The 24813-nt window shown below is 63.1% G+C and carries 23 protein-coding genes; 13 read left to right on the top strand and 10 right to left on the bottom strand.

Annotated elements, in window-relative coordinates:
* Positions 1 to 8: 8 nt before the first annotated feature.
* Complete coding sequence (locus U8326_RS09305) at positions 9 to 791, top strand: SDR family oxidoreductase (RefSeq protein WP_324739911.1); 783 nt, start codon at positions 9 to 11, stop codon at positions 789 to 791.
* A gap of 102 nt (positions 792 to 893) precedes the next feature.
* Here U8326_RS09305 and U8326_RS09300 read toward each other — a convergent pair whose 3' ends face one another.
* Positions 894 to 2477, bottom strand: coding sequence for a DEAD/DEAH box helicase (locus tag U8326_RS09300; RefSeq protein ID WP_324739910.1), 1584 nt, complete (start codon positions 2475 to 2477; stop codon positions 894 to 896).
* A gap of 362 nt (positions 2478 to 2839) precedes the next feature.
* Between U8326_RS09300 and U8326_RS09295 the strand changes: the two genes are divergently transcribed.
* From U8326_RS09295 to U8326_RS09280, 4 genes are all read left to right on the top strand, one after another.
* Positions 2840 to 4054, top strand: coding sequence for a phosphotransferase family protein (locus tag U8326_RS09295; protein ID WP_324739909.1), 1215 nt, complete (start codon positions 2840 to 2842; stop codon positions 4052 to 4054).
* The gene (locus tag U8326_RS09290) at positions 4054 to 4560 is read left to right on the top strand and encodes a hypothetical protein (protein ID WP_324739907.1); all 507 of its coding nucleotides are present in this window, start codon (positions 4054 to 4056) and stop codon (positions 4558 to 4560) included. Before U8326_RS09295 ends, U8326_RS09290 begins: the two co-directional genes overlap by 1 nt.
* Positions 4561 to 4664: 104 nt before the next feature.
* On the top strand, positions 4665 to 5483 hold the full coding sequence (locus U8326_RS09285) for a CoA ester lyase (protein WP_324739906.1): 819 nt from the start codon (positions 4665 to 4667) through the stop codon (positions 5481 to 5483).
* A 30-nt stretch (positions 5484 to 5513) separates the two neighbouring features.
* A complete protein-coding gene (locus U8326_RS09280; RefSeq protein WP_324739904.1) occupies positions 5514 to 5873 on the top strand; it encodes a hypothetical protein in 360 nt (119 codons plus the stop codon).
* 63 nt (positions 5874 to 5936) lie between these two features.
* On the opposite strand, the gene U8326_RS09275 is transcribed toward U8326_RS09280, so the two are convergent.
* Complete coding sequence (locus tag U8326_RS09275; RefSeq protein ID WP_324739902.1) at positions 5937 to 6344, bottom strand: UrcA family protein; 408 nt, start codon at positions 6342 to 6344, stop codon at positions 5937 to 5939.
* 182 nt (positions 6345 to 6526) lie between these two features.
* Here U8326_RS09275 and U8326_RS09270 point away from each other — a divergent pair, with 182 nt between their 5' ends.
* Complete coding sequence (locus U8326_RS09270) at positions 6527 to 7246, top strand: DUF4386 family protein (protein WP_324739900.1); 720 nt, start codon at positions 6527 to 6529, stop codon at positions 7244 to 7246.
* A 54-nt stretch (positions 7247 to 7300) separates the two neighbouring features.
* Here U8326_RS09270 and U8326_RS09265 read toward each other — a convergent pair whose 3' ends face one another.
* The 8 genes from U8326_RS09265 to U8326_RS09230 form a co-directional block, all read right to left on the bottom strand.
* Positions 7301 to 9802, bottom strand: a complete 2502-nt coding sequence (locus U8326_RS09265) for a TonB-dependent receptor (RefSeq protein ID WP_324739899.1) — start codon at positions 9800 to 9802, stop codon at positions 7301 to 7303.
* A gap of 82 nt (positions 9803 to 9884) precedes the next feature.
* Complete coding sequence (locus tag U8326_RS09260) at positions 9885 to 10064, bottom strand: YezD family protein (RefSeq protein ID WP_324739898.1); 180 nt, start codon at positions 10062 to 10064, stop codon at positions 9885 to 9887.
* The gene (locus U8326_RS09255; protein ID WP_324739897.1) at positions 10061 to 11113 is read right to left on the bottom strand and encodes a sulfate/molybdate ABC transporter ATP-binding protein; all 1053 of its coding nucleotides are present in this window, start codon (positions 11111 to 11113) and stop codon (positions 10061 to 10063) included. The genes U8326_RS09260 and U8326_RS09255 overlap by 4 nt, the downstream gene beginning before the upstream one ends.
* The gene (gene cysW, locus U8326_RS09250) at positions 11110 to 11952 is read right to left on the bottom strand and encodes a sulfate ABC transporter permease subunit CysW (protein WP_324739896.1); all 843 of its coding nucleotides are present in this window, start codon (positions 11950 to 11952) and stop codon (positions 11110 to 11112) included. Before cysW ends, U8326_RS09255 begins: the two co-directional genes overlap by 4 nt.
* Positions 11949 to 12827 (bottom strand): sulfate ABC transporter permease subunit CysT, encoded by an 879-nt coding sequence (gene cysT, locus U8326_RS09245; protein ID WP_416385465.1) that lies wholly within the window; start codon positions 12825 to 12827, stop codon positions 11949 to 11951. The genes cysW and cysT overlap by 4 nt, the downstream gene beginning before the upstream one ends.
* 18 nt (positions 12828 to 12845) lie before the next feature.
* Positions 12846 to 13889, bottom strand: coding sequence for a sulfate ABC transporter substrate-binding protein (locus U8326_RS09240; protein WP_324739894.1), 1044 nt, complete (start codon positions 13887 to 13889; stop codon positions 12846 to 12848).
* Between the two features lie 111 nt (positions 13890 to 14000).
* The gene (locus tag U8326_RS09235; protein WP_324739893.1) at positions 14001 to 14459 is read right to left on the bottom strand and encodes an Rrf2 family transcriptional regulator; all 459 of its coding nucleotides are present in this window, start codon (positions 14457 to 14459) and stop codon (positions 14001 to 14003) included.
* A 43-nt stretch (positions 14460 to 14502) separates the two neighbouring features.
* Positions 14503 to 16284: an SLC13 family permease gene (locus U8326_RS09230; RefSeq protein WP_324739892.1), complete on the bottom strand. Its 1782-nt coding sequence runs from the start codon at positions 16282 to 16284 to the stop codon at positions 14503 to 14505.
* Positions 16285 to 16457: 173 nt separating this feature from the next.
* Between U8326_RS09230 and U8326_RS09225 the strand changes: the two genes are divergently transcribed.
* The 7 genes from U8326_RS09225 (at position 16458) to U8326_RS09195 (ending at position 24802) form a co-directional block, all read left to right on the top strand.
* Positions 16458 to 17261: a lipid II flippase Amj family protein gene (locus tag U8326_RS09225; RefSeq protein WP_324739891.1), complete on the top strand. Its 804-nt coding sequence runs from the start codon at positions 16458 to 16460 to the stop codon at positions 17259 to 17261.
* An 84-nt stretch (positions 17262 to 17345) separates the two neighbouring features.
* Entirely contained in the window at positions 17346 to 17924 is a 579-nt protein-coding gene (locus U8326_RS09220) for an ANTAR domain-containing response regulator (protein WP_324739889.1), read from the top strand.
* Between the two features lie 31 nt (positions 17925 to 17955).
* Positions 17956 to 19170: an ABC transporter substrate-binding protein gene (locus tag U8326_RS09215; RefSeq protein ID WP_324739887.1), complete on the top strand. Its 1215-nt coding sequence runs from the start codon at positions 17956 to 17958 to the stop codon at positions 19168 to 19170.
* A 212-nt stretch (positions 19171 to 19382) separates the two neighbouring features.
* A complete protein-coding gene (locus U8326_RS09210; RefSeq protein WP_324739885.1) occupies positions 19383 to 20804 on the top strand; it encodes a CmpA/NrtA family ABC transporter substrate-binding protein in 1422 nt (473 codons plus the stop codon).
* A 20-nt stretch (positions 20805 to 20824) separates the two neighbouring features.
* Positions 20825 to 21826 (top strand): ABC transporter permease, encoded by a 1002-nt coding sequence (locus tag U8326_RS09205; protein WP_324739884.1) that lies wholly within the window; start codon positions 20825 to 20827, stop codon positions 21824 to 21826.
* A gap of 2 nt (positions 21827 to 21828) precedes the next feature.
* The gene (locus U8326_RS09200; protein ID WP_324739883.1) at positions 21829 to 23511 is read left to right on the top strand and encodes a nitrate ABC transporter ATP-binding protein; all 1683 of its coding nucleotides are present in this window, start codon (positions 21829 to 21831) and stop codon (positions 23509 to 23511) included.
* Positions 23512 to 23569: 58 nt separating this feature from the next.
* Positions 23570 to 24802: an alginate export family protein gene (locus U8326_RS09195; protein WP_324739882.1), complete on the top strand. Its 1233-nt coding sequence runs from the start codon at positions 23570 to 23572 to the stop codon at positions 24800 to 24802.
* The last annotated feature ends 11 nt before the right edge of the window (positions 24803 to 24813 follow it).

The following is a 24813-nucleotide window of genomic DNA, read 5'->3' as shown; positions in this document are numbered from 1 at the left end:
AGAGATGGATGAAGATCAGCGATAAGGTTGCCGCGGTTGTGACTGGCGGAGCCTCCGGGCTGGGTGCGGCCACCGCGCGCGCACTTGCGGCGAAGGGCGCGAAGGTCGCCTTGTTCGACCTCAATGCGGAACTGGGGGAGGCCCTTGCCCGCGAAATCGGCGGAACCTTCTGCCAGGTCGATGTCACCAATGAGCAGTCGGTGGATGCAGCCTTCGCCAGGGCGCGCGCGGCGCATGGCCAGGAAAGCGTGCTGGTTTGCTGCGCCGGTATCGGCAATCCGGGCAAGACGGCAAGCCGCTCGCGCAAGGACGGTTCGATCAGCCATTTCCCGCTCGATGTCTTCGACAAGGTGATTCAGGTCAATCTGGTCGGGACCTTCCGCTGTGTGGCCAAGTCGGCTGCGGGCATGCTCACGCTCGAACCGGGCGAGGATGGCGAACGCGGCGCAATGGTGATGACCGCTTCCGTCGCCGCCGAGGATGGGCAGATGGGCCAGGCTGCCTATTCCGCTTCCAAGGGCGGCATCGTCGGCATGACATTGCCGATCGCGCGCGACCTGATGGGGGAAGGCATAAGGGTCAACACCATCCTGCCCGGGATCTTCGATACGCCGCTGATGATGGGCGCGCCGGACAATGTGAAGGAAGCCCTGGCCGCCTCGGTTCCCTTCCCGAAGCGGTTCGGCCGGCCTGACGAATATGCCGCCCTAGCCCTGACCATGATCGAGACGGGCTATTTCAATGGCGAGGACGTGCGCCTCGATGGCGCCATCCGCATGGCCCCTCGCTAGGTGTTTCCCGGCCCGGTGCATGCGGCGTGCATGCGGCGCGTGACCAGATCGTCACGCAGCCGCAATGCCCGGACAACTGAGCGTGGCCCGCTCTATCCCTCGTCAGTTGGCGCGAATGATCCGCGCCTGCTGCCCGCCACCGCCCGGCTTGCGGCGGAAGCGGCGCCTCTGCTGATCGGGTCGCGCGCCTTCGTTGCGGAAGCCTTCCGCCCGCTCGCCTTCATTGCGGCGCTGGCGGTCATGCGATTGACCGGCATGTGAATTGTCCCGGCGCGGCTGCCGGTTATCCGGCTGCGGATGGCGGCTGCGCTGGCCTTCCGCCTGACGATCATGCCGTGGCTGGCCCCGGTCGCTTGCAGTGCGTTCCGTATGTTCGGGCCGGTCGCGACGACGATCATTCCTGTTGTGCCGTCCGTCACCCAAGGCCCGTTCGCGAGGCTGATCCTGCCGGGGACGGCGATCCTGGCGCGGGCGGCGCTGGTCACCCTGTTCGGCTGCGGCCGGCTTGCGCGAGGGCAAGGGCAGGCGCGCGGCTTCCTTCGCGAAATCCTCGGGCAAGGGCATCGGCATCAGCTTGACGCCGGTCAGCCGCTCGATATCGCGCAGGTAAGGCTTCTCGTCCGGCGCAACGAAGCTCAACGCCACGCCATCGGCGCCGGCGCGGGCGGTGCGGCCGATGCGATGGACATATTGCTCCGGGACATTGGGCATCTCGAAATTGAAGACATGGCTGACCCCGGCGACATCGATGCCGCGTGCGGCGATGTCGGTCGCGACCAGAACCGGCGTGGAGCCATTGCGGAAACCGCCCAGCGCGGCCGTGCGCTGCGCCTGGCTCTTGTTGCCGTGTATCGCCGAGGCCTGCACCCCTGCCGTGGCAAGGTGGCGCACCACACGATCGGCGCCATGCTTGGTGCGCGTGAAGACCAGCGCGCGATCGATCGATCGGTCCGCCAATCCCGCGCGCAGCTTCATCGTCAGGAGCGCCTGCTTTTCCGCCTGATTGAGGAAAGTCGCGAACTGATCCACCCGTTCCGCGGTGGTCGATTGCGGGGCCACTTCCACTCGCACCGGATTGTGGATGAACTGCTTGCCCAATTCGGCAATCGCCTTGGGCATGGTGGCCGAGAAGAACAAGCTTTGCCGCTCTTTCGGAAGCAGGTTGGCGACGCGCTTCAGCGGCACGATGAAGCCGAGGTCCATCATCTGGTCGGCTTCGTCCAGCACGAAGATCTCGACATGCCGCAAGGTCAGGGCGCGCTGATCGATAAGGTCGAGCAGGCGGCCCGGTGTCGCCACCAGCACGTCGCAGCCGGGCACCAGGGCACGGGCCTGCTTACCCACGGGAATGCCGCCGAAGATGCATTGCACCGAAAGATTCAGGTACTTGGCATAGCCGCGCATGTTTTCCGCGATCTGGGCAGCGAGTTCCCGCGTCGGGGAAAGAACCAGCATGCGGCAAGCGGCATTCTTGCGCGGCTGCGGATCGGCGGCAAGGCGATGCAATGAGGGCAGCGAGAACGCCGCGGTCTTGCCGGTGCCAGTCTGGGCGATGCCCAGCAGGTCGCGGCCTTCCAGCAAGGCCGGAATAGCCTGGCGCTGGATCGGGGTAGGGTCGGAATAGCCCTTGGTACCAAGCGCGCGCAAAATGGGCTCGGCCAGACCAAGGTCGGAAAAATAGGACATGAAAATACTCTCAATGGAGCGAACTGCGCAGACATGGCGCATCGCTGGGGGTTCTGAATGGCGACCCCGCATGAAAAGGAAGCTTGGTTAAAACTGTCGACCTGCGCTGGGGCACGCCAACGTTGAAACGCTGGCCTCACGCTGCCCGGAACTGCGGCGAAACAAGGTTCGCGCGCCGGTCGTTCGAGGGCGCATTTAGTGTGCGATGCACAAAAAAGCAAGAAAATTGCGCACCCGTGTTTTCGAAGGCCGGGATTTGCTCCGCCTTGAATTGACCAGATGGAAAATTACGATTGACGCGGAGGTTCCCCTTGCTCAGTTATTGGCGCAGAGCGAGCCTGACTCGACGTGAGGATGCAGCATTGGCCCAGATCAGCGATATACGTAGCGCGCCCACTCCTGAATTCATCGAAAGCGTTCGCGCCCGCTTTCCGACCGAAGCGGAAATCGACCGGGTTCTCACCCGCAAGATGAAGGCCCGCGCCGGGCCGGGCTATTCCCCGCTTTCGCTGGACCAGGTGGTCGAAGGTGTCCGCTCGCTCATCGCCAGCGAGCATGGCGGGGACTTCGCGATCTCCAATCCCCGCTGGCTGCAGGGCGGTGCATCGAAGATCCAGATCGCATTCGAGCTGGATTGGACCGGGCCTGATGGCGGCGCTCGGCGCACGGATTCACTGGCGCTGCGGATGCAGCCGCCGGAATCCATCGTGGAGACGAGTCGCCGCCGCGAATTCGAAGTGATCAAGGCGATGGATGGAGTGATCCCCGTGCCGCCTTGCTTCTGGATCGATCCGGACGGATCGCATCTGCCCTATCCATCCATCCTTTACGGCTTCGTCGAGGGGGTGAGCCGCCCGAGCAAGGCGCCGGTCACGAAAGTGTCGGGCGTGGGCACCAATTTCGGCCCTGAGTTGCGGCCGGTGCTGGCTCGTCAATTCGTCGAGGCATTGACCCGGATTCACAAGCCGAGCGAGGCCCAGCTCGCGCAGATGCCATCGTTCGACAAGGTGGAAACCGGCTCGACGGATGCGATGCTGCGCCAGCTCAACTGGTGGCGGCGGGTGTGGGAAGAGGACCGGCCCTGCGACTTGCCGCTGGTCGATGTCGCCTATCGCTGGCTGGTGGAAAATGCCGTGCCGCTCGACCATGTGTCCGTGGTGCATGGGGATTTCCGGGCCGGGAACTTCCTCTATTCCGAGGAAAGCCAGAAGATCACTGCCTGGCTGGACTGGGAACTGGCGGTACTGGGCGACAGGCATCAGGATCTGTGCTGGGCCACCGGCGGGCATTTCGGCCATTATTCCGAGGATGGGACGACCTTCCTGGCCTGCGGGCTGCTCCCGGCCGAGGAAATGTTCGAACTTTACGAGAAGCTGTCCGGGCTGACGGTCGATCCGGTCCGGCTCAAATATTTCCGTGTTCTCAACGATTTCATGTCGACGGTGCATATGCTGGCCAGCGCATGGCGGGTGGCCCGGCTGGGCAAGACCCATCAGGATGTGACGGTTGCCTGGCTCTCCATGATCGGAAACGGCATCGCGGGCCATCTTGCGGCCACTCTTGAGGAGGTGATCTGATGGTTCCGGATATTGATCTCCAGCTTGAAGTCGTCGGCGCGGCGCTGCGCAATGTGGTCGCACAGGCGGATCAGGGCGGCGGGCTTTCCCTCGAACAGCTCAAGCTTTCGGTGGTGACGCTTGACCAGGCGCGCTCGCTGATGCCCGCGCAAGGCGAAATCGCCCGCCGCGAACTGGAGGTGTCGCTGCGCATGGCCAAGGCGGTTCAGCAGCAGGTTGCGGACGCCGGTCTTGATTCCCCGATCGCGGAAGCGGCTGCTCTGCTGGAAGACAGCAAGGCCGGCCCGGTGCAACTCGACGCTGCTCGCGATGGTCTGAATGGCGCGATCGGAGCATTGGTGGCCGGGCTGCCCGGCAACGATGCGGGAAGGGCGGCCATGCGCGCGATCCTTGCGCACACCCGTGAAGCGATCGACATCGCGCGCGCCTGCTGCCTGCCCGCCGGATTCGAGACGGACCCGGGCGAGGTGGAGCGGCTGGGCAGGATTCGCGCCGAAATCGTCTGAGAGGCAATTCCCTGCGGAGTGCGGCTTGCCCTTTTTGCCGGGGGAAGTCATTTACCGGCTCATCTGCCGCCCTTCGCGCCTTGCCGATATTTGGACCCTTGCCGATGTTGCTCCGTCACGCCCGCTCCCTGCTTTTCCTGCCCGCGTCCAATCCCCGGGCCATCGCCAAGTCGCGCAGCCTGGAATGCGACATGGTGATGCTGGATCTGGAAGATGCGGTGCCGGACGAACGCAAGCAGGATGCGCGGGCCGGGGCGATAGAGGCTGCGGCGGAAGGCGGCTTTGGCAACAGGCTGCTGGCGTTGCGCATCAACACCGCTGAAACTTCCTGGCATGGCGAAGATATCGCCGTGGCACGGGCGATTGCGGCCGATTACCTGATCCTGCCCAAGGTCGAACTGCCGGGGCAGGTTGCCGATGTCGCCGCCGCCACGGGGAAGCCGGTAATCGCGATGATCGAAAGCCCGGCCGGGGTGTTTGCCGCGCGCGAGATCGCGGGGGAAAGCGGAACCGCAGCGCTCTTCGTCGGCACCAACGATCTGCGCCGCGAACTCGGCATTCCTTCCGGCGCCGGGCGATCCACGATCTCCACCGCATTGCAGACGGTCGTGCTCGCGGCTCGCGCGGCCGGAAAGGCGGTATTCGACGGCGTTTACAACAAGTTGGACGATCCGGAAGGCTTCGAGGCGGAATGCCGGGAAGGGCAGGCGCTGGGTTTCGACGGCAAGACGCTGATCCATCCCAGCCAGGTCGAAATCGCCAATCGGGTGTTCGGCCCTGACGAGGAAGCGCTGGCCGCCGCCCGGCGGCTGGTGGAAGCGGCCACCGGCGGGGCGGAGCGGTTCGAAGGCGAAATGATCGAAGCGATGCATGTCGAGGCGGCAAAGGCGCTGCTGGAACGCGCCCGTCATTACGGAGCCTGAGACGATAAATAGGCAGGAAGGGAGTTTGCGATGCCCAGATCGGTGATGGTGGTGTTTTCCAATCCGGCCAGTCCGGAGCAGGAAGACGAATATAACCGCTGGTATACGGAGAAGCACATCACCGATGTCGTGGGGAATGTCCCTGGCATCGTGAAAGCCACGCGCTACCAGTTGAGCAAGGATGTCGGATCCGCGACCGGAGCGCCGAACAATCCATGCTCTTATCTGGCTATCTACGAAATCGAGGGAGAGACGCCGGCCGCGCTGAAGGCGGTGTCCGAAGCACTCTCCGCCGCCATCCAGGCCGGTAAGGTGGATATTTCGCCAGCCCTGGATATTGGAACGCTTCAGACCAGCTATGCCGTTCCGATTGGCGAGGCGTCAGAATGATCAGGCCGGGAGAGTCTCAACCCTCCCAGCCTCTCGTGAAAGCAATCGATATTCGGTCAGCCATTAGCCGCCATAGCTGGCCAGCATCGTATTCACCTGATCCTGGGTCCGCTTGACTGCTTCTGCGGTGCATTGCCCGGTGCCTTGCGGTTCAGCCATCGGATAGACTTCATCCAGCCAGGAGCAGGCATCCTTGGCCGCGACCTCGATGCGGTTCTTCATCTCCGCCCGGCCGGCCGGAGTGCGCAGATCGAGATCATCGACATAGACGATCGATTGCGCGGTAAGCGTCTGGATCGGGGCGCCAGTCGTCCCGCTGCGTTCCGTGGTGCGAGCACGCGGCGCCAGAACGGTAATTGCCGCTCTTGAATCCGCATCGGCCTGTGCCTGGGACTGGGCCTGGGCGGGCAGCAATGGCAGGGTCATGCTCATGGCGAGCGCTAGGGGCACGAAAACAAGGGATCGGGACATTGTTCGGTCCTTTCAGTTGCACTCCCATCCTCTCCCGCGCTTGTCCAACGCCGGTCCATTCCCCCGGTTCCGTTGGGGCCATCAAAGCAATCAATTCTCAATCGCGCAAATCGCCGCTATTTAAGTCACGTTGTCATAATACGTAAAAGAGCCTTCAATGGCTCGCAGTGGAGGGGAATGTCATGAATCCATATCGTTATGTGAAAGCCCTTGCCTGGTCAGGGCCGATACTTCTCGTCGCGACGATCCTGTTCTGGGGTGTTCTTGGCAAGAATATCCCGCCTTATTCGCCTGAACTGAATGCGGAGGAATTTGCCGCGCAAATCAGGGAAAACGCCCTGCAGATCCGGATCGGCATGATCCTGCAATTGCCGGTATCGGTGCTTTATTTCACCTGGGGCGTCGCCATCAGCAAGGTGATGCAGGCGGTTGAGCGCGACAACGACATATTGTCCACTCTCCAGCTGTGGGGCGCCGGTTTCACCACGATCGTTTTCGTGGTGCCCTGCTCGATCTGGCTGACCGTCGCCTATCGGCCGGAAGTGATGGAACCGCAAACGCTGCAGATTTTCTACGATTTCGGCTGGTTCTTCTTCGACATGGCCTATTCGCTGACCACATTGCAGACGCTCGCCCTGGGCGTTTGCTTCCTGTCGGATCGGCGTGAACAGCCGCTGTTCCCGAAATGGGCGGCATGGTTCACGATGTTCGTGGGCGCCAGCTTTGTTGCGGAAACCATGATGCCTCTGGTCTATTCCGGGCCGTTCTCGCGCAGCGGGCTGCTCAATTACTGGATCGAATTCTCGCTGTTCTTCGTGATGATGATCGTGGTTTCGGCCTATATTCTCAAGGCCGTTACCCGGCTGGAGCGGGAGCACGGCGTAGGGCCGGCCACCGCTTGAGGCCATGGGAAGCATCCCGGCTTGAGCATGAAGCGCAGGCCGGGATGCCGCCGATTAGAAATTGAACTTGATCGTGCCGCCCCAGGTCCGGGGATCGCCCGGCTGGCCGGCAATCAGGCCGGTGTTGCTTGGTCCAACCTGCAGCAGTTCGAAGTAGTTCACGTCGAAAACGTTGCGGACCCAGCCGTAGACGTCGACCCCTTCGCCCCGGAAGCCGAGACGCAGGTTGTTCAACCCGTATCCCTTGACCCAGGTGTAGATCGACGGGGATGCGTTCGAAGAGAAGTTCGAGCGGTAATTGCCGTCCCAGCCCAGGTAGACCTGGCCATCCTTATTGAGAAGGTTGACCGGCAGGTTGACCTCGGCGCCATAGGAGAACGCCCACTTCGAGACGCCCGGCAGGCGGCTGCCGGAAATGTCGCAGTTGGCCGGGCTGAGGCCGCCCACGGTGCCCGGCGCGTCGGGCGTCTGCCCGGCGGTGACGGTCGTGCCGCCGGAAAGTTCCGGCGGGCAGGGAGCATCGACGAACTTCACATACTTCGCATCGGTATAAGCCAGGTTGGTGTAAGCGCTGAAACGGTCGCTCGGGCGGACCTTGAAGTCCGCTTCGATGCCCTGCGAGCGGACCTTGCCGGCATTTGCCAGATAACCGCGCAGCACACCGAGCTGGCCGTTGGTCACGGTCGCCTGGTAATTCTTGATCTCGGTGCGGAAGGCCGCGAGGTTGAAGGTCGCGCGCCGATCCCAGAACTGGCTCTTGAGGCCCACCTCGAAGTGATTGACCGATTCCGGCTTGATGACGCCGGCGGCCGTGATCGGGTTGCCGCTCGCGTCGGTTGGCAGGCCATTCTGGTTGATGCCGACCGTCTTGAAGCTCTTGGCGTAAGTCCCGTAGACGAGAATGTCGGGCGTGATCTTGTAGTTCACGTTCAGGTCGTAGCTGAAATTCCAGTCACTGACCGAAGGCGCGCTGAGCTGCGGCGAGAAGACACCACGTTGCGCGACTTTCACCGGGTCCGTCTGGCCGAACAGCACGGGGTTGCCCTGGCCGTCGAACACCTCGCGCTGATAAAAGCCGGACTTCTTGTCATAGTTGATCCGAACGCCGGGCTGGATGGTCAGTTGGTCGGTCACCTTCCAGCTCAACTGGCCGAACAGAGCGGCGCTGGTCGACTTCAGATATTGCGTGTTGCGCGCGGTCAAACCGTCCAGCACGCTCGGATCGCAGGCGAGCTGGTTGGTCGCCGACGGACCGCAGCTCGGATCGCCAACTGGAACATTGCCGGGGTTCAGCGTCCAGCGGCTGGACGCGGGGCCATGCGCTTCAGTGCCCTGGGTATCGATGCGCTGCTTGAAGCCGAAGGCGCCGACCACGAAGTCGATCTTTTCGCCCGAGTAGTTGTAGCGGAATTCCTGCGAATACTGGTCCTGCTGCGAGGGGTTCTGCGACTGCGTGACGATCGGCAGGCCGGTGAAGTCGCGATCGTTCTCGGGTTTCCAATCCCAGAAGCGCCAGGCGGTGATCGAGGTCAGCGTGCCGGGCCCCACGTCCCACTTCACCCGCAGCGAGGCGCCGCCGATCTTGTTGCCCGCATTGAGGCTGGCGTCGACATCGGTCAGCCGGTCGAAGGGGTTGGTGCTGACGACCTGATAGCCCAGTGCCTGCGAAAGCGCGGGAAACTGGCCGTTCGCACGGCGTTGCGTGGGACCGTAACGGACATAGACCGTGCCGCAGCATTCCGGGTCCTGCTGGCTGTAATCGCCGGCCAGCGTGATGCTCAGATCGTCGCTGGGCTTGAACAGAAGCTGTCCGCGAAGGCCGAAATTGTCCTGCTCATTGATCCAGCGGTTGCTGGTGACGTTGTATATCGTGCCCCGGCGGCTGGTCGAGGAAACGGCGATGCGCGCGGCCACCGTGTCCGACAGCGGGCCGGAGACGGCCGCCTTGGCCTGCTTGAAATTGAGGTTGCCCAGCGTCACTTCCGCCCGGCCTTCGAAATCGAAGGTCGGCTGGTTGGTGGTGATGTTGATCGCGCCGGCGGTGGTGTTCTTGCCGTAGAGCGTGCCCTGCGGCCCGCGCAGCACCTCGACCTGCTCGACGTCGAGGAAGTCAAACACCGCCGAAGCGACGCGCGCGTTGTAGACATCGTCGATATAGATGCCGACGCCCTGCTCGAAGCCGTCGCTGGTCAGGCCGAACGGCACGCCGATGCCGCGAATATTGACCGCGGTGTTGCGCGGGTTCGACGTGTAGACCTGCAGCGTCGGGGCAAGCTGCTGCAGCTTGACGACGTTGAAATTGCCAGTGGATTCGATGCTGTCCGCCCGGATCACCGAGATCGCCAGCGGCACTTCCTGCGCTGTCTCCTGACGGCGGCGGGCGGTGACGATGATGACGTCTCCACGCGGAATATCGGCATTCTCGGCAGTGCTTTGATCGGTGGCATCGGACGCATCATGGGCGTCGGATGCGTCGATGGCGGTCTCGGCATGAGCCGGAGAGGCCAGCAGCGCAATGCAAGCTGAGCTTGCCAGCAGCAGTGTACGGTTGATCATGGTATTTCCCTCATGTTGTTATGATCACTTTGATCAATCCGCCTCCGGTGGTCCGGTCAGCTTCACGATGGCTGGATTTCTGTCAGTTGGGTTTGAGCCGCTTCTTCTCGGTCACGTCGATCTGCACGATCCGATCCTCATGGATGGTGATCGCGATCGATCCGTACCGAAGCGAAAGCAGGGCCTCGCGAATGTTGGCGAGGCTTTCCTCGACATGTTTGAGCTTGTCCGGCCTGATACCGGAAGACGGAACAGCGTTCATTGCCTTGCCTCCGAAAGCTGGAAGAGTTTTGCGTGTTTGACCTTTATTCCCAGGCGCTTGCCGATTTCCGGAGGCGCCTGGCCTGCATCCAGATCCACTTCGATGATCCGGTCTATGCCGGTTACTTCGCCTTCGACCCGCCATTCGCCGCCGCGCCGGTAAACCCCGGTCACCAGCAGCGGCAGGCAGCCCGGCCGCTCGTCGCAAACGGTCACGTCATGCGGGCGGAAATCGAGCCTCGCGGCGCCATCCGGGATGGTGTTGGCAGGCACGTCGATCACGCGATCGAAGAACTGCGTCTGCCCGCCGCGAACGGAAACCGGGAGGCTGTTGGTTTCGCCGACGAAGTTGGAAACGAACGGGCTGTGCGGCGCCATGTAGACGTCTTCCGGCGTGCCGACCTGTTCGATCACGCCATGGTCCATGACCACCACCCGGTCCGCGAGTTCCAGCGCTTCTTCCTGGTCGTGGGTCACGAAGATCGAGGTAAGCCCCATCTGGCCGTGCAACTGCCGCAGCCAGCGCCGCAATTCCTTGCGGACCTGTGCGTCGAGCGCGCCGAACGGCTCGTCCAGCAGCAGCAGTTGCGGCTCCACCGCCAGCGCCCTAGCCAGGGCCACGCGCTGCCGCTGTCCGCCCGATAGCTGGGCGGGATAGCGGTTGCCCAGCCCCTTGAGTTGCACCAGCTCCAGCAGCTCCTCGGCCCGTGCGCGGATCGCCTCCTTGGCGGGCCGTTCGCGCCTGGAGCGAACCGAAAGGCCGAAGCCCACATTGTCGGCCACGGTCATGTGCTTGAACAGCGCGTAATGCTGGAACACGAAGCCCACCTTGCGGTCCGCGACCTTCAGGTTGGTGACGTCCTCGGCATTGAAGCGCACCGTTCCCTTGTCGGGAAAGGCCAGCCCGGCGATGATCCGGAGCAGCGTGGTCTTGCCCGAGCCGGAAGGGCCGAGCAGCGCCAGGAATTCGCCGTCCCGTACGTCGAGATCGATGTCGTGCAGCGCTTGATAGCCGCCGAAGCGCTTGCTGATGTTCTCAAGCCTTATCAATGGGCCGCACTCCTGCGATGATAGTCGAACCGCCATTCCACGATGGATTTGAGGATCAGGGTCACCAGCGCCAGCAGGGCGAGCAGGGAGGCGACTGCGAAGGCGGCGACGAAATTATATTCGTTGTAGAGAATCTCGACATGCAGCGGCATGGTGTTGGTCAACCCGCGCAAATGCCCGGAAACCACGGATACCGCGCCGAATTCGCCCATCGCCCGCGCGTTGCAGAGCAGGACGCCGTAGAGCAGGCCCCAGCGGATGTTGGGCAGGGTCACGCGCAGGAAGGTCTGGAAGCCGCTGGCTCCGAGCGAAAGGGCGGCTTCCTCGTCATCGCGGCCTTGCTCGTTCATCAGCGGGATCAGTTCGCGCGCGACGAAGGGAAAGGTGACGAATACGGTAGCGAGGACGATACCCGGCACCGCGAAGATGATCTGGATGTCGTGGTCCTGCAGCCACGGGCCGAGCCAGCCCTGCGCTCCGAACAGCAGGACGTAGATCAGGCCGGCCACCACGGGAGACACCGAGAACGGCAGGTCGATGAAGGTGACCAGCAGGCTCTTGCCCGGGAAATCGAACTTCGCGACGGCCCATGCGGCGCATATTCCGAACACGATATTGACCGGAACGCTGATCGCCGCGACCAGCAAGGTCAGCTTGACGGCGGCCAGCGCATCCGGCTCGATCAGGGCCGAGCCATAGGCCGCGAAGCCCTTGGACAAGGCTTCGGTGAATACCGCAACCAGGGGCAGCACCAGGAACAGCGCGATGAAGGCCAGGGCCGCGGCGATCAGAAAATGCCGCGCGCGAACCGTCCTGAACAGGGCGAGGATATCGTTCATGCCGACAGCCTCTTCCGGCTCCACGCCTGGACGAGATTGATCGCCAGCAGGATGGCGAAGGAAGCGATCAGCATGACGGTGGCGATCGCCGCCGCCGCCGCATAGTCATATTGCTCGAGATGCGTCACGATCAGCAGCGGCGCGATCTCGGACTTGAAGGGCATGTTCCCGGCGATGAAGATGACCGAGCCGTATTCCCCCACCCCACGGGCGAAGGCGAGCGCGAAGCCGGTGAGCAGCGAGGGCAGGATCGCGGGCAGGATGACCCGCGCGAAGACCTGCCAGGGGCGCGCTCCCAGCGAAAGCGCGGCTTCCTCCACCTCGATGCTGAGATCCTCCAGCACCGGCTCGACCGATCGCACGACGAAGGGCAGGCCGATGAAGATCAATGCCAGGGTGATGCCGAGCGGCGAATAGGCAAGCTGAATCCCCAGCGGCTCAAAGAACTGCCCGATCCAGCCATTGCCGGCATAGATCGCCGTCAGGGCGATGCCCGCGACCGCGGTGGGCAAGGCGAACGGGAGATCGACCAGGGCGTTGATGATGCGCTTCCCCGGAAAGTCGTAACGCACCAGCACCCAGGCGGTGAGCAGGCCAAAAACGCCATTGATCACGGCGGCGGCGAATGCGGTGCCGAAGCTGATCCTGTAGGCGGCCAGGGCGCGGGGCGCGAAACCGGCGGCCACGAAATCCGAGATGCCCATTCCGGCGGAGCGGACGAACACGGTGCTCAACGGGATCAGCACGATCAGCGAGAGCCAGGCCAGGGTAAGCCCCATCGTCAGCCCGAAACCGGGGATGACCGATTTGCGCCTTGCGCGACGGGCCGGCTCCGAGCTTGTCGGTGAAGCGGGCATCTGCAGTGGACTGCTCAATGCGATTTCCATGACAGGTTACCGTTTGCCGTTCGCGAAGATCTTGTCGAAGATCGCGCCGTCGTCGAAAAACTTCTTCTGGGCGGCGGCCCAGCCGCCGAACGCGCCGTCGATGGTTACGAGATTGATCCTGGGGAAGGTCGACGCATATTTCGCCGCGACCTGATCGTCGATCGGACGGTAATGGTTCTGCGCGATGATTTCCTGCGCTTCCGGCGTGTAGAGATAGCTGAGATAGGCCTGCGCGACCTTTTCCGTGCCGTGCTTTCTGGCGTTCCCGTCCACCACGGCGATCGGCGGCTCCGCGCGGATGGAAATCGAAGGCGTGACGATATCGAACTTGCCTTCGCCCAATTCCTTCCGGGCGAGGAAGGCCTCGTTTTCCCAGGCGAGCAGCACATCGCCGATCCCGCGCTCCACGAAGGTGGTGGTGGAGCCGCGCGCGCCGCTGTCGAGCACCGGCACATTGGCATAGAGCTGCTTCACGAATTGCTGCGCGGCCGCGTCGGAACCGAGCTTCTCGCGGCCATAGGCCCAGGCCGCGAGGAAGTTCCAGCGGGCGCCGCCGCTGGTCTTGGGATTGGGAGTGATGACCGCGACGCCCGGCTTCACCAGATCGCCCCAGTCCTTGATGCCCTTGGGGTTGCCCTTGCGGACCAGGAACACGATGGTCGAATTATAGGGCGAGCTGTTGCGCGGGAGGCGCGTTTGCCAATCGGCCGGCAGCTTGCCGGTGCGCGCCGCGATTTCGTCGATGTCATAGGCCAGGGCGAGCGTCACCACATCGGCGTTCAGCCCGTCGATGACCGCCCGGGCCTGCTTGCCCGAGCCGCCGTGGCTCAGGTTGATGGTCACGTCCTGGCCGCTCTCGGCCTTCCACTTCTCGACGAACTTCGGGTTCAGGGCGGCGTAAAGCTCGCGCGTGGGGTCGTAGGAGACATTGAGAATCTCGACCGCGCCCTTGGAATCCGCCTGTAACCCGCCTTCCTTCGAGCACGCGCCAAGCAGCGCCAGCCCAGTGACGGCCGCGAGCCATAAGCGCGAATTCCCTACACGGTTCACTTGCGATTCTCCCTGAAGGCGAGCCATTTCCGCCGGAAAACGGCATGAACCCGCCCGACAGCCCATTATGTCTATCTATTTAGTAGGGATTGCAAGCGTGTTTTTCGCGGCTCAGCCTGCCTGGCGCTCCTCCGGCAGTATTTCGAACCCGCTGGACCCGTTCCCCAGGGCATCGGCGATGGTGCGGGAATCAAGCACCCGCCGGCTGGCGTCGTATGCGCGGCCGAACTCCCTGCGGATCGCGCAATTGGCTTCGCTCACGCAATCCTCGCAGCGGCGATAGGCTTGCCGGGACAGGCACGGAAGCGGGGCGAGAGGGCCTTCGAAAAGACGCAGGACTTCACCGAAGCTGATCGTGTCGGCCGGCCTAAGCATCACATATCCCCCACTTTTTCCCCTCCGGCTGTCGAGGATGCCGGCTTTCTTGAGATCGAGAAGGATCTGCTCGAGGAACTTGTGCGGGATCGCATGGCGGCGCGCGATCTCTGCGCTCGTCAGGGACTCCCCTTCCGGCTCCGCGGCCACGGCGAGAAGGGCGCGAAACGCATATTTGGCCTTGTTGGAAATCATGAGAGCCGCCGCATAAACCCTTCCCTATCACGCAAGTAGGTATTTAGCCGTTCCAAAAAAATGTTGCAAGTGAGGGGCCGTTTAGGACACCGGCAAGCGCCAGGACCGCCACGATCAGGCAGATCGTCAGCAGCGGCGCGCCGAGCCGTGGGAAATCCCGGAAGCGATAACCCGCCGCGCCCATGACCACCGCGTTGTTGTGGTGCCCGAAAGGCGTGAGGAAATCGAGCGATGCGCCCACTGCGACGGCCATCAGCAGCGGTTCCACGGGCACGCCGGTGCGGGACGCGATCCCCGCCGCGATCGGACTCAGCACCACGGCGGTCGAAACATTGTCTATGAAAGGGGTGATGGCGACGGCCAGCAGCAGCACCACCGTTGCCACCGCCAGCGGCTCCGTCATCGGCAGATATTCCGCGATCGTATTGGCGATCACCCTGGCGGCTCCGGTCTGCTCGACCGCCATGCCGAGCGGTATCATGCAGGCCAGCAGGATGATGATCGTCCAGTTGATGTCCTGCAAGGCGCTGCGCAGGTTGAGGCTGCCCAGCATGGCCATGACGATCACCACCGCGCCGAAGGCGACCTCGGTGGGGACGATATTGAAGGCGGTAAGCAGGATGCCCACCGCGAAGGTCGCGACGCTGGGCTTCGCCATTCTGCTGATTATGCGCGGCCTGCGCCGGGAAAGGGGGAGCACTCCGCAATCCGCCGCGGTCTGACGCAGGCTATTGCGCTCTCCGGCCAGGATCAGCACGTCGCCCATGCCGATCTGAATGTCCTCGAACCGCCCCTCGATCCGCCTGCGTCTGCTGGCGAGCCCCGCGACGCCGACTGCGCTCTCGGCGAAAGCCTGCACGTCCGCTATGCGGGAGCCGAGCAGCAGGCTTTCCGGCATGACCACCACTTCCATGCGCCCCGGCGCGATGGGGTGCTCCGCCTGCTCGAGCGTGGCCTGCAGGATGCCGGCGCCTTCCAGCTCGTCCAGGCGGGCGAGGCTGCCTTCGACCAGCAGGGTATCATCCGCGGCGATGAGAATATCGCCGCGTCTCGCGAAGACATGATTGCCATGGCGCAGCACGCCGTGGATCGCGATGCCGAAGCGGTCTTCCGCATCGGGAAGATGCAGGCCGGCCATTTCCGACATCGGCGGAACCGCCATCTCCGCCAGAAACTCGCTCGGCCCCGCGTCGAAGGGCGCGGTTTCGGGGGCATAGAGATGGCGAAAGACGCGCGGCGCGGCAAAGACGATCCACGCCAGTCCGGCCAGGGCGACCGGCCCGCCGATCAGGGCAAGCTCGAAATAGCCGAAGCCGGCGCCGGTTTCGGAGATATTCCACTGATTGACCACCAGATTAGCCGGCGTGCCGGTAAGCGAGCACATGCCGCCCAGCAGGGTGGCGAAGGACAGCGGCATCAGGATGCGGCCCGGCGCGATATTCAGCCGGACGCAGACCGACAGCGCCACCGGGAACATCAGCGCGAGCGCGCCGATGTTGTTCATGAAAACCGATATGAAAGCCCCGGTCGCGCAAAGGATCGCCAGAACCGCCGTCTCGTTGCTGGCCCGCGCGATGATCCTGCGGGAAAAATCGTCGATCACGCGCGTCGCCGAAAGGGCGGACACGATCAGCAGCACTTCGGCCACCGTAATCACGGCCGGGCTGGAAAACCCCGCGAACACGTTCTGCACCGGCACCACGCCGGAGAGGTATCCGGCGCCCAGCCCGGTCATCGCCACCAGGTCGACGCGGAAGCGCTCGGTCGCATAGACGACGAGCATGATGACGAGGATGGCGATGATCGCCCATTGGTCGAATGTCATGAGGCGCCCCGGTGCGGGGTTCGGGCAGGCCTGGCGATGGGGAGTGGTGGGGTCATTCCCTGTCCGAACGCTGGGTCCATCTTCCCGTCCATAACCGCAGCATGATCTATTTCCAATTCGAGAGATCGAGATTAGCCACCTGCAAGGCTATGCGCACGGTCTGGAGTTCCATCATGGATATGCAACTGGCGGTTATCTGCCTGCTCACCTTCGGCATAAATCTCATCGGAGCGCTTGCCTATGCCGCGCGCATCGCCGGCGTTCGCACGCGGCGGATCGCGGTGTCCTTCGCCCTGTTCAACGTCCTTGTGCTGCTCTCACGGCTCTCCAACAGCTTTCTCGGTCCCTTTCTGGCCAAGCGCATCGAGAACGCCCTGGCGGAAGGAACCGGCGAGTTCCTGCTGCGCGACTTCCGGATGATCCTGCTTTCCGCCACGATCGCGACAATCGCCGGCACGCTCATGATCCCCACCGTCCAGCGCTGGTTCTGCAGCGCCATCAACGATTTCCAGGACCATCGCTCGATCCCGAAGCTGGTGATGCATGCCTTCGCGAGGGGCGGCCTCGGATATATCCGCCGGACCAGCACCGCGCCGCGAATGACGCATGTGGCGGAATTGCGGAAGCCCAGAGGGATTTCGGGGACGGTGATCTTTCTCAATGTGCTGGCTCAGGCCCTGTTGACCGTCGGGGTCGTGGCATCGCTCTATGCCGGCTATCTCTATCCCGAATATCGAGTCACGGCGTCGCAGCTTTCCGCGGTCGTCAATGGATTTGCGACCATTCTGCTGTTCGTGCTGATCGACCCCCAGCTTTCGGTGATGACGGACGATGTGGTGGCCGGGAATATCAGCGAGCCGATGTTCCGCCGCACCATAGTGTGGCTCTCGCTCAGCCGCATTGCCGGAACGCTGCTGGCCCAGATGCTGTTCCTGCCCGCGGCATGGCTGGTGGTGCTCGTGGCGGGAGTGATTTGACCCTGGCAAGGGTGCTGCGTGGCGCTGCGCTAAATTCATTCTCCTGCTTGCAACGAGCCATTGTGCGCTGCAATAAGGCTCGCCATGCGAGTTGCCGTTGTCGATGAAAGCGCCCTGCGCGCCTCGATTATCGAGGAGGGGCTGGCCGAACTCGACGGTTGCGAAATCTTCACGCTCACCGATCGGAAGGCCTTGCTTGCCCAGCTCGAAAGGATCGATCCGGACATTGTCCTGATCGATCTGGGCAATCCGTCCCGCGACGTTCTGGAGGAGTATTTCGCGGTGAGCCGCGCCCTCGCCCGGCCGATCGCGATGTTCGTCGATCAGTCGGACGACGATGCGATTGCCGCTTCAATCGACGCGGGCGTCTCCGCCTATGTCGTAGACGGCCTTGCGTCTAACCGCATCAGGCCGTTGCTCGATCTGGCGATCCGCCGTTTCAATGCCTTCTCGCGGCTGCAATCCGATCTCGCGGAGGCAAAGGGCAAGCTGGCCGAGCGGGACATGGTTGACCGGGCCAAGCGTATCCTGATGGACAGCCGCTCGATCGGCGAGCCGGAGGCCTATGCCGAGTTGCGCCGCAAGGCGATGAATTCCAACCGGCGCATCGTCGAGATCGCGGAAGCGGTCGTGACGGCGCACGACCTCATCGGCGGGCAATGAAGGACAGGCGGCAGATGATGGGAAGCGCGAAATGAGTGAAGATCTTGCGATCGGGTTCCTGCCGCTGGTCGATGCCTGCCTTCCGATCCTCGCGCATGAGCATGGCTTTGCCGAAGAGGAAGGTCTTCGGCTGCGCTTCATTCGCGATGTTTCCTGGGCGACGGTTCTGGATCGCCTGCTGTATGGCCATACCGATGCGGCGCATCTGATCGCTCCGTTGGCGATCGCCACCGCGCTGGGCCGCTCCCGCCCCGCGCAGCCGCTTGCCGCTCCGTTCGTGCTGGGCCTGAATGGCAATGCGATCTCGCTGCGGCCCGATCTTGCGGAAAGTATCGGCTTTGACGGGACACTGGGCGACCCGCGCCAGATCGGTGCGGCGCTGGCGATAGAGGCGGCGCGGCGGCGCAAGGGGGGGCGGCCGATCCGGCTGGGCGTCGTGCATCGCTATTCCAGCCATAATTACATGGTCCGTTATTGGCTGGCGGCGTGCGGGATCGTCCCCGACAAGGATATAGAGCTGGTGACGGTCGCTCCCCCGTTCATTGCCGATGCGCTGGATAGCGGGGAGATCGACGGAGCCTGTGTCGGCGAGCCATGGAACAGTGTTGCGGTGGATCGCGGAGCGGGCGTGATCGTGTTGGCAACGGCGCAGATCTGGCGGCGCGGGGTCGAAAAGGTGCTGGCGATGCGCGAGCCCGTGCTCGATGAGAAACGACCGCAGGTCGAAGCTCTCATCCGGGCGATGCGCAAGGCCGGAAGCCACTTCGTCGATCCCGCCAATTGGGACGAGAATGCGGCTGTGCTCGCGCGACCAGCCTATCTCGATCAGGATGCCGCGCTCATCCGGCGCGCGATCTCCGATCATCTGGTGCTGCGGCAAGGCGACCGGCCCGTGCATTATTCCGATTTCATGTTTCAGTACCGGGAAGCCGCGAACTTTCCCTGGGTAAGCCAGGCCCAATGGCTTTACACGCAGATGGTGCGCTGGGATGCGCTGGAGTTCCGCGCTGAGGACGCGCGCACGGCCGGGAAGGTCTTTCGCCCGGACATATACCGCAGTGCATTAAAAGACATCGGCGAAAGCCTGCCGGGCGCGAGCTCCAAGGTGGAGGGAAGCTTGCGCGGGCTGACCCAGGTGGGCACTCAATCGGGTTCCATCACATTGGGCAAGGACGGTTTTTTCGATGACCGGATATTCGATCCGGACGATCTGGAAGCATATCTCAAGGCTCTGCCCGGCCGGTAATTTTATGCTGCAGCGCAAAAATCGCTTTACGCGCAGGCAGCGAATTGGTTAGCGTTGCATCCGACCGAAGATGGCGCCCAGGGTCGGGCGGATTACCCTTCTCCGGTTCCATTTCAAAAATGCGTGGCAATGTCGCCGCCCGATCTGATCTTCTTCCGGGGATCAAGTCGTGGCGGTTTTTCGCGTTGTCGCAATGCGAGGGAAGCTAACGAATGAAGCGTGTCAGGGGTCTTCGGTTGGACCGCAGAGGAGTGATCGCGGCGGCGCTGGCCGGCCTGGCGCTGGCCAGTTGCGGGTCCGGCGCGGAGAAGGGGGCTGGCGAGACGTCAGCCGCCGCCAGGGCTGCCGGCATCGAAAAGCCCAATCTCAAACTTGGCTTCATCAAGCTGACCGACATGGCTCCGCTGGCGATCGCCCGGGAAAAGGGCTTCTTCGCGGAAGAAGGCCTCAATGTGACGCTTGAGCCGCAGGCCAACTGGAAAGTGTTGCTCGACGGGGTGATCGGCGGCCAACTGGACGGCGCGCACATGCTGGCCGGGCAGCCCATCGCCGCGACGCTGGGCATGGGCACCAAGGCGGAACTGATCGCTCCGCTCAGCCTCGACCTCAATGGCAATGCGACCACCCTCTCCAACAAGGTCTGGAAGCAGATCGAACCCTCGCTGCCCAAGGGACCGGACGGCAAGCCGAGCCATCCGATTTCGGCATCCGTGCTCAAGCCGGTGGTGGCCGGCTACAAGGCGCAGGGAAAGCCCTTCAAGATGGGTATGGTATTCCCTGTCAGCACCCATAATTACGAGCTTCGCTACTGGCTGGCGGCGGGCGGCCTCAACCCGGGCTATTATCTGCCGGGCGATGTCGGCGGCAATGTCGGCGCAGATGTCCAGATCTCGGTGACGCCGCCGCCGCAAATGCCCGCCACGCTGGAAGCCGGGACGATCGATGGATACAGTGTTGGCGAGCCTTGGAACCAGGCGGCGGTCAAGAAGAAGATCGGCGTGCCGGTGGTGACCGATCACCAGATTGCGGCCTATAATCCGGAAAAGGTTCTCGGCATCCGCAAGGATTTTGCGGACAAATATCCAGCCACGACCCAGGCCTTGTTGCGCGCGCTGATCAAGGCGCAGCAATGGCTCGATGCTGATGACGGCAAGAACCGGGCCGAAGCGGTCAGGATCTTGTCGCAATCGAATTATGTCGGCGCCGATGCGGACGTGCTCGCCGCTTCGATGACCGGCAAGTTCACATTCGGACCCGGCGACATTCGCCCGGCTCCTGAATTCAACATCTTCTTCGGTGAATATGCCGGTTATCCGTTCTATTCGGACGCTATCTGGTATCTCACCCAGATGCGCCGCTGGGGGCAGATCTCGGAAGACAAGCCCGACCAGTGGTATTTCGATACGGCAAAGGCTGTGTACCGGCCCGACCTCTATCTTTCCGCTGCCAGGACGCTGGTCGACAAGGGTGTGATCCCTGCTGATGCCGTACCCGAGACCGACGGCTTCAAGCCCGAGCAGTCCGGCTTCATCGATGGCGTCACCTATGACGGCAGGAAACCCAACGCCTACCTCGGAAAGTTCGCGATCGGCCTCAAGAACGGCCAGACCGTGACCGCCTCCGGCGTAAAGTAAGACAGCGAGGAATAACGGCCATGTCCGTCGCACCACTCAGGAAAGTCGATACCGCGATGTCACCCGAAGTCGAGCCGCCGGCCGACGCCGTCGTGGCCAGCAGCCTTGCGGTGGAGCCGCCAGAAGCAGCGAGGTTTCCCCTGCCGAAACTCCCGCCTGCGCGCGTCATTCTGGATGCTGCATGGCCGCCGCTGGTGGGTATCTGCGGCTTTCTCGCGCTGTGGGCCATGGCCGCCCCGCTGGTCCAGACCTCGCTTGGAGCGCTGCCGGGCCCCGACGATGTCTGGAAAGCCTTCCTGGGCTTGATGAGCGAATATGGCGCGGCCCGGGTTGCGGCGGCGGAGGCGGTTGCGGCGGGATATGGATATTCCGGTCCGCCCACTTTCGTCGATCAGATCCTGACTTCGCTCAAGACGGTGGCGATGGGCTTCATTCTGGCTTCGGTGGTCGCCGTGCCGCTGGGCCTGGTGGCCGGTCTTTCGAGGCGGTTCAACGCCGCGATCAATCCGTTGGTGCAGGTTATGCGGCCGATCAGCCCGCTCGCCTGGTTGCCGATCGTCACCATGGTGGTTTCGGCATCGATGACCGCGGACGATCCCACGATGTCCAAGAGCTTCGTCGTATCGGCGATCGTGGTGATGCTCTGCTCGCTCTGGCCGACCCTGATCAACACCGCGATCGGCACGGCCTCGATCGACAAGGATCTGATCAATGTCGGGCGGGTTCTGCGGCTCGGCTGGTTCGCCAAGCTGACCCGGCTGATACTGCCCTCATCGCTGCCATACATCTTCACCGGGATGCGGCTTTCGCTGGGCGTGGGCTGGATGGTGCTGATCGCGGCGGAAATGCTCGCGCAGAACCCGGGCCTCGGCAAATTCGTGTGGGATGAATTCCAGAACGGCAGCGAGCAGTCGCTCGCCCGGATCATGGTGGCGGTGGTTGCCATCGGCCTGATCGGCTTCTTCCTCGATCGCATCATGATGGCCCTGCAAGCCTTCGTCAGCCGGAACAGGACGGTATGATCATGGAGAACGCCATCCTCTCCCTCAAGGGCGTCACCAAGAGCTATACCGGGAAATCCGGCGGTACGAGCGATGTGCTGGACGGGATCGATCTCGATGTCCGGGAAGGGGAGTTCATCGCGATCCTGGGTTTCTCCGGGGCAGGCAAGACGACCCTGATCTCTGCGATTGCCGGATTGGTGGAACCGGACCGGGGCGAGATATTGCTCAGGGGCAAGCCGATCCATGGCCCGGACAAGGATCGCGGCCTGGTATTCCAGTCCTACTCGCTGTTTCCGTGGCTGAGCGTGCAGCAGAACGTGGCGATGGCGGTGGATGCCGTCCACATGGACAAGTCGCGGGCCGAGCGCGCGGCTCTGGTCAGGCAGAAGGTCGAGCTCGTTGGATTGGGCCATGCGATGGATCGCAAGCCGGCCCAGCTTTCCGGCGGGATGCGGCAACGTGTGGCCGTTGCGCGGGCGCTTGCGATGGAGCCGGAAATTCTGCTGCTAGATGAGCCTCTTTCAGCCCTCGATGCGCTTACTCGTGCAAAACTCCAGGATGAGATTGAGCGTATTCGCGAAGAAGAAAAGCGCACTATCATCCTCGTTACCAACGATGTCGATGAAGCGCTGTTGCTTGCTGACCGGGTGGCTGTGCTCACGCCTGCCCCCGCGGCGAAGATTGGCCGGATCTTCGAGGTTGCGATAGCTCGCCCGCGGGACCGTGAAGCGGTGAACGACGATGCGGATTACAAGTCCCTGCGCAATGCGATCGTCGGCTATCTTGGCGCTCTGAACGCGCGGGGATCGAGCATGGGTGAAAGGGCGGTGGCACTGCCCAATGTCGCGCCGCTGGATCTCGCGCCGCCGCCGAAAGCCTATCGCGAGGCGGCGCAAAGCGCCGTGCAGGAGCGCTATCTGGAGCTTTACCGGCTGAACAAGGTGTATCCCACGCCCAAGGGGCCGCTGACCGTGGTTGAGGACGTCAATCTGCTGATGGATCGGGGTGAATTCGTTTCGTTGATCGGCCACTCGGGTTGCGGCAAGTCCACCGTGCTGACGATGGCCGCCGGCCTCAACGCGATATCGAGCGGCGGCATCGTGCTCGACAATCGCGAAATCGATGTCGCCGGGCCGGACAAGGCCGTGGTGTTCCAGGCGCCCAGCCTGATGCCATGGCTCACCGCCCGCCAGAATGTCGCCCTGGGGGTCGAGCGGGTCTATCCCCATGCCACCGCTGCCGAGCGCCGGGATATCGTCGATTATTATCTGGACCGGGTCGGGCTGGGTGATGCCCGGGACAAGCTCGCCGCCGAGATGTCCAACGGGATGCGTCAGCGCGTGGGGATCGCGCGCGCCTTCGCCTTGTCGCCCAAGCTGCTCTTGCTGGATGAGCCGTTCGGAATGCTCGACAGCCTGACCCGCTGGGATCTGCAGGACGTGCTGGTCGAGGTGTGGAACCGCACCAGAGTGACCGCGATCATGGTCACCCATGATGTGGACGAGGCGATCCTGCTGGCCGACCGCGTGGTGATGATGACCAATGGGCCGAACGCCACCATCGGCAGGATACTGGAGGTCGATCTGCCGAGGCCGCGCGATCGCAAGGCGCTGCTCGAGCATCCGCGCTTCTATTCCTACCGGCAGGAAGTGCTGCACTTCCTTGCCGAGTACGATCACGGGCCGGATGCCAAGGCCGCGTGACGCCATGACCGGATAAGGGGAGGCTGCCTGGAACGGCCAATTCCAGGGAGGCTGATAGATGAAGATTGCATTGCCGGGCGTCGCCGCCATCCTGATGGCGAGCGCCGCAACCCCCGCGCTCGCCCAGAGCTGGAGCGGGCCGAAGGAGATCGGGGACGGGGTCACGCTCGATCCCATCATAGATGCGCGCCTGCGTTACGAGCATGTCGATCAGGACAATGCCGTCGAGGAAGCCGATGCGCTGACCCTGCGGCTGCGCGCGGGCGCAGAGTTGAAAGCCGGCGAAGTGTCGTTGCTGGTCGAGGGGGAAGGGACCTTCGCCCTGATAAATGATTACAATGCGTTTCCCTTCGTGGGAGAGCATCAGAACCGGCCCTATTCCGTGGTTCCGGATCCGGAAAACATTGAACTTAATCGCGCCCAGATAGGCTGGAGCAAGGGTGGCAACAGCATCACGCTGGGACGCCAGCGCATCAATCTGGATGACCAGCGCTGGGTCGGATCGGTCGCCTGGCGCCAGAACGAGCAGACTTTCGATGCGTTGCGCGGGATTGCGAAGATCGGCCCGGTCACGCTCGATGCGACTTATGCGATAGACCAGCGCACCGTCTTCGGCATCGATGCCGGTCCGCGCCAAGCCTATGATGGCGATTTCATCTTCCTTGGCGCGGGGATGAAGGCAGGCCCCGTCAACCTCAAGGCATTCGCCTATCTGCTCGATTACGACGATCCGCTGGCGCTGGCCAATTCCAGTCAGACCTACGGCCTGCTTGCTTCCGCCGATCTTCCGCTCGGCCCCAGGCTGAAATTGAGCCTGCGCGGCAGCTATGCCAGCCAGTCCGACTGGAAGAACCCGGCGAAGAACTACACCGCCGATTATATCTCCGCCGAAGCGGGCCTGGGGATCGCGGGCTTCAGCGTGAACGCGGGGTATGAGTTGCTGGGCAGCGATAACGGCTTCAGCCTGCAGACCCCCTTGGCCACCCTGCACAAATTCAATGGCTGGGCGGACGTCTTCCTGACCACGCCCGCCGCCGGGCTGGAGGACAAATATCTAGGCGCTGGATATGCATTCCCCAAGGGCGTGCTTCTGCCCGGCCTCAAGGCCAACATCGTCTATCACGATTTCGATAGCGACGTGGGAGGCGCGGATTACGGCAGCGAATGGAATGCCCAGATCGGCTTCAAGCTCGGCCCGGCTACGATCCTTGCCAAATATGCCAATTACAACGCCAGGTCCTTCGGCGTGGACACGAAGAAGCTGTGGCTACAGGCCGAAGTGAGCTTCTGACCCGGGAGGAC

This window comes from Tsuneonella sp. CC-YZS046 (assembly GCF_035581365.1).
Taxonomy (GTDB): domain Bacteria; phylum Pseudomonadota; class Alphaproteobacteria; order Sphingomonadales; family Sphingomonadaceae; genus JAWKXU01.
This window is presented reverse-complemented; position numbering and strand designations above follow the sequence as displayed.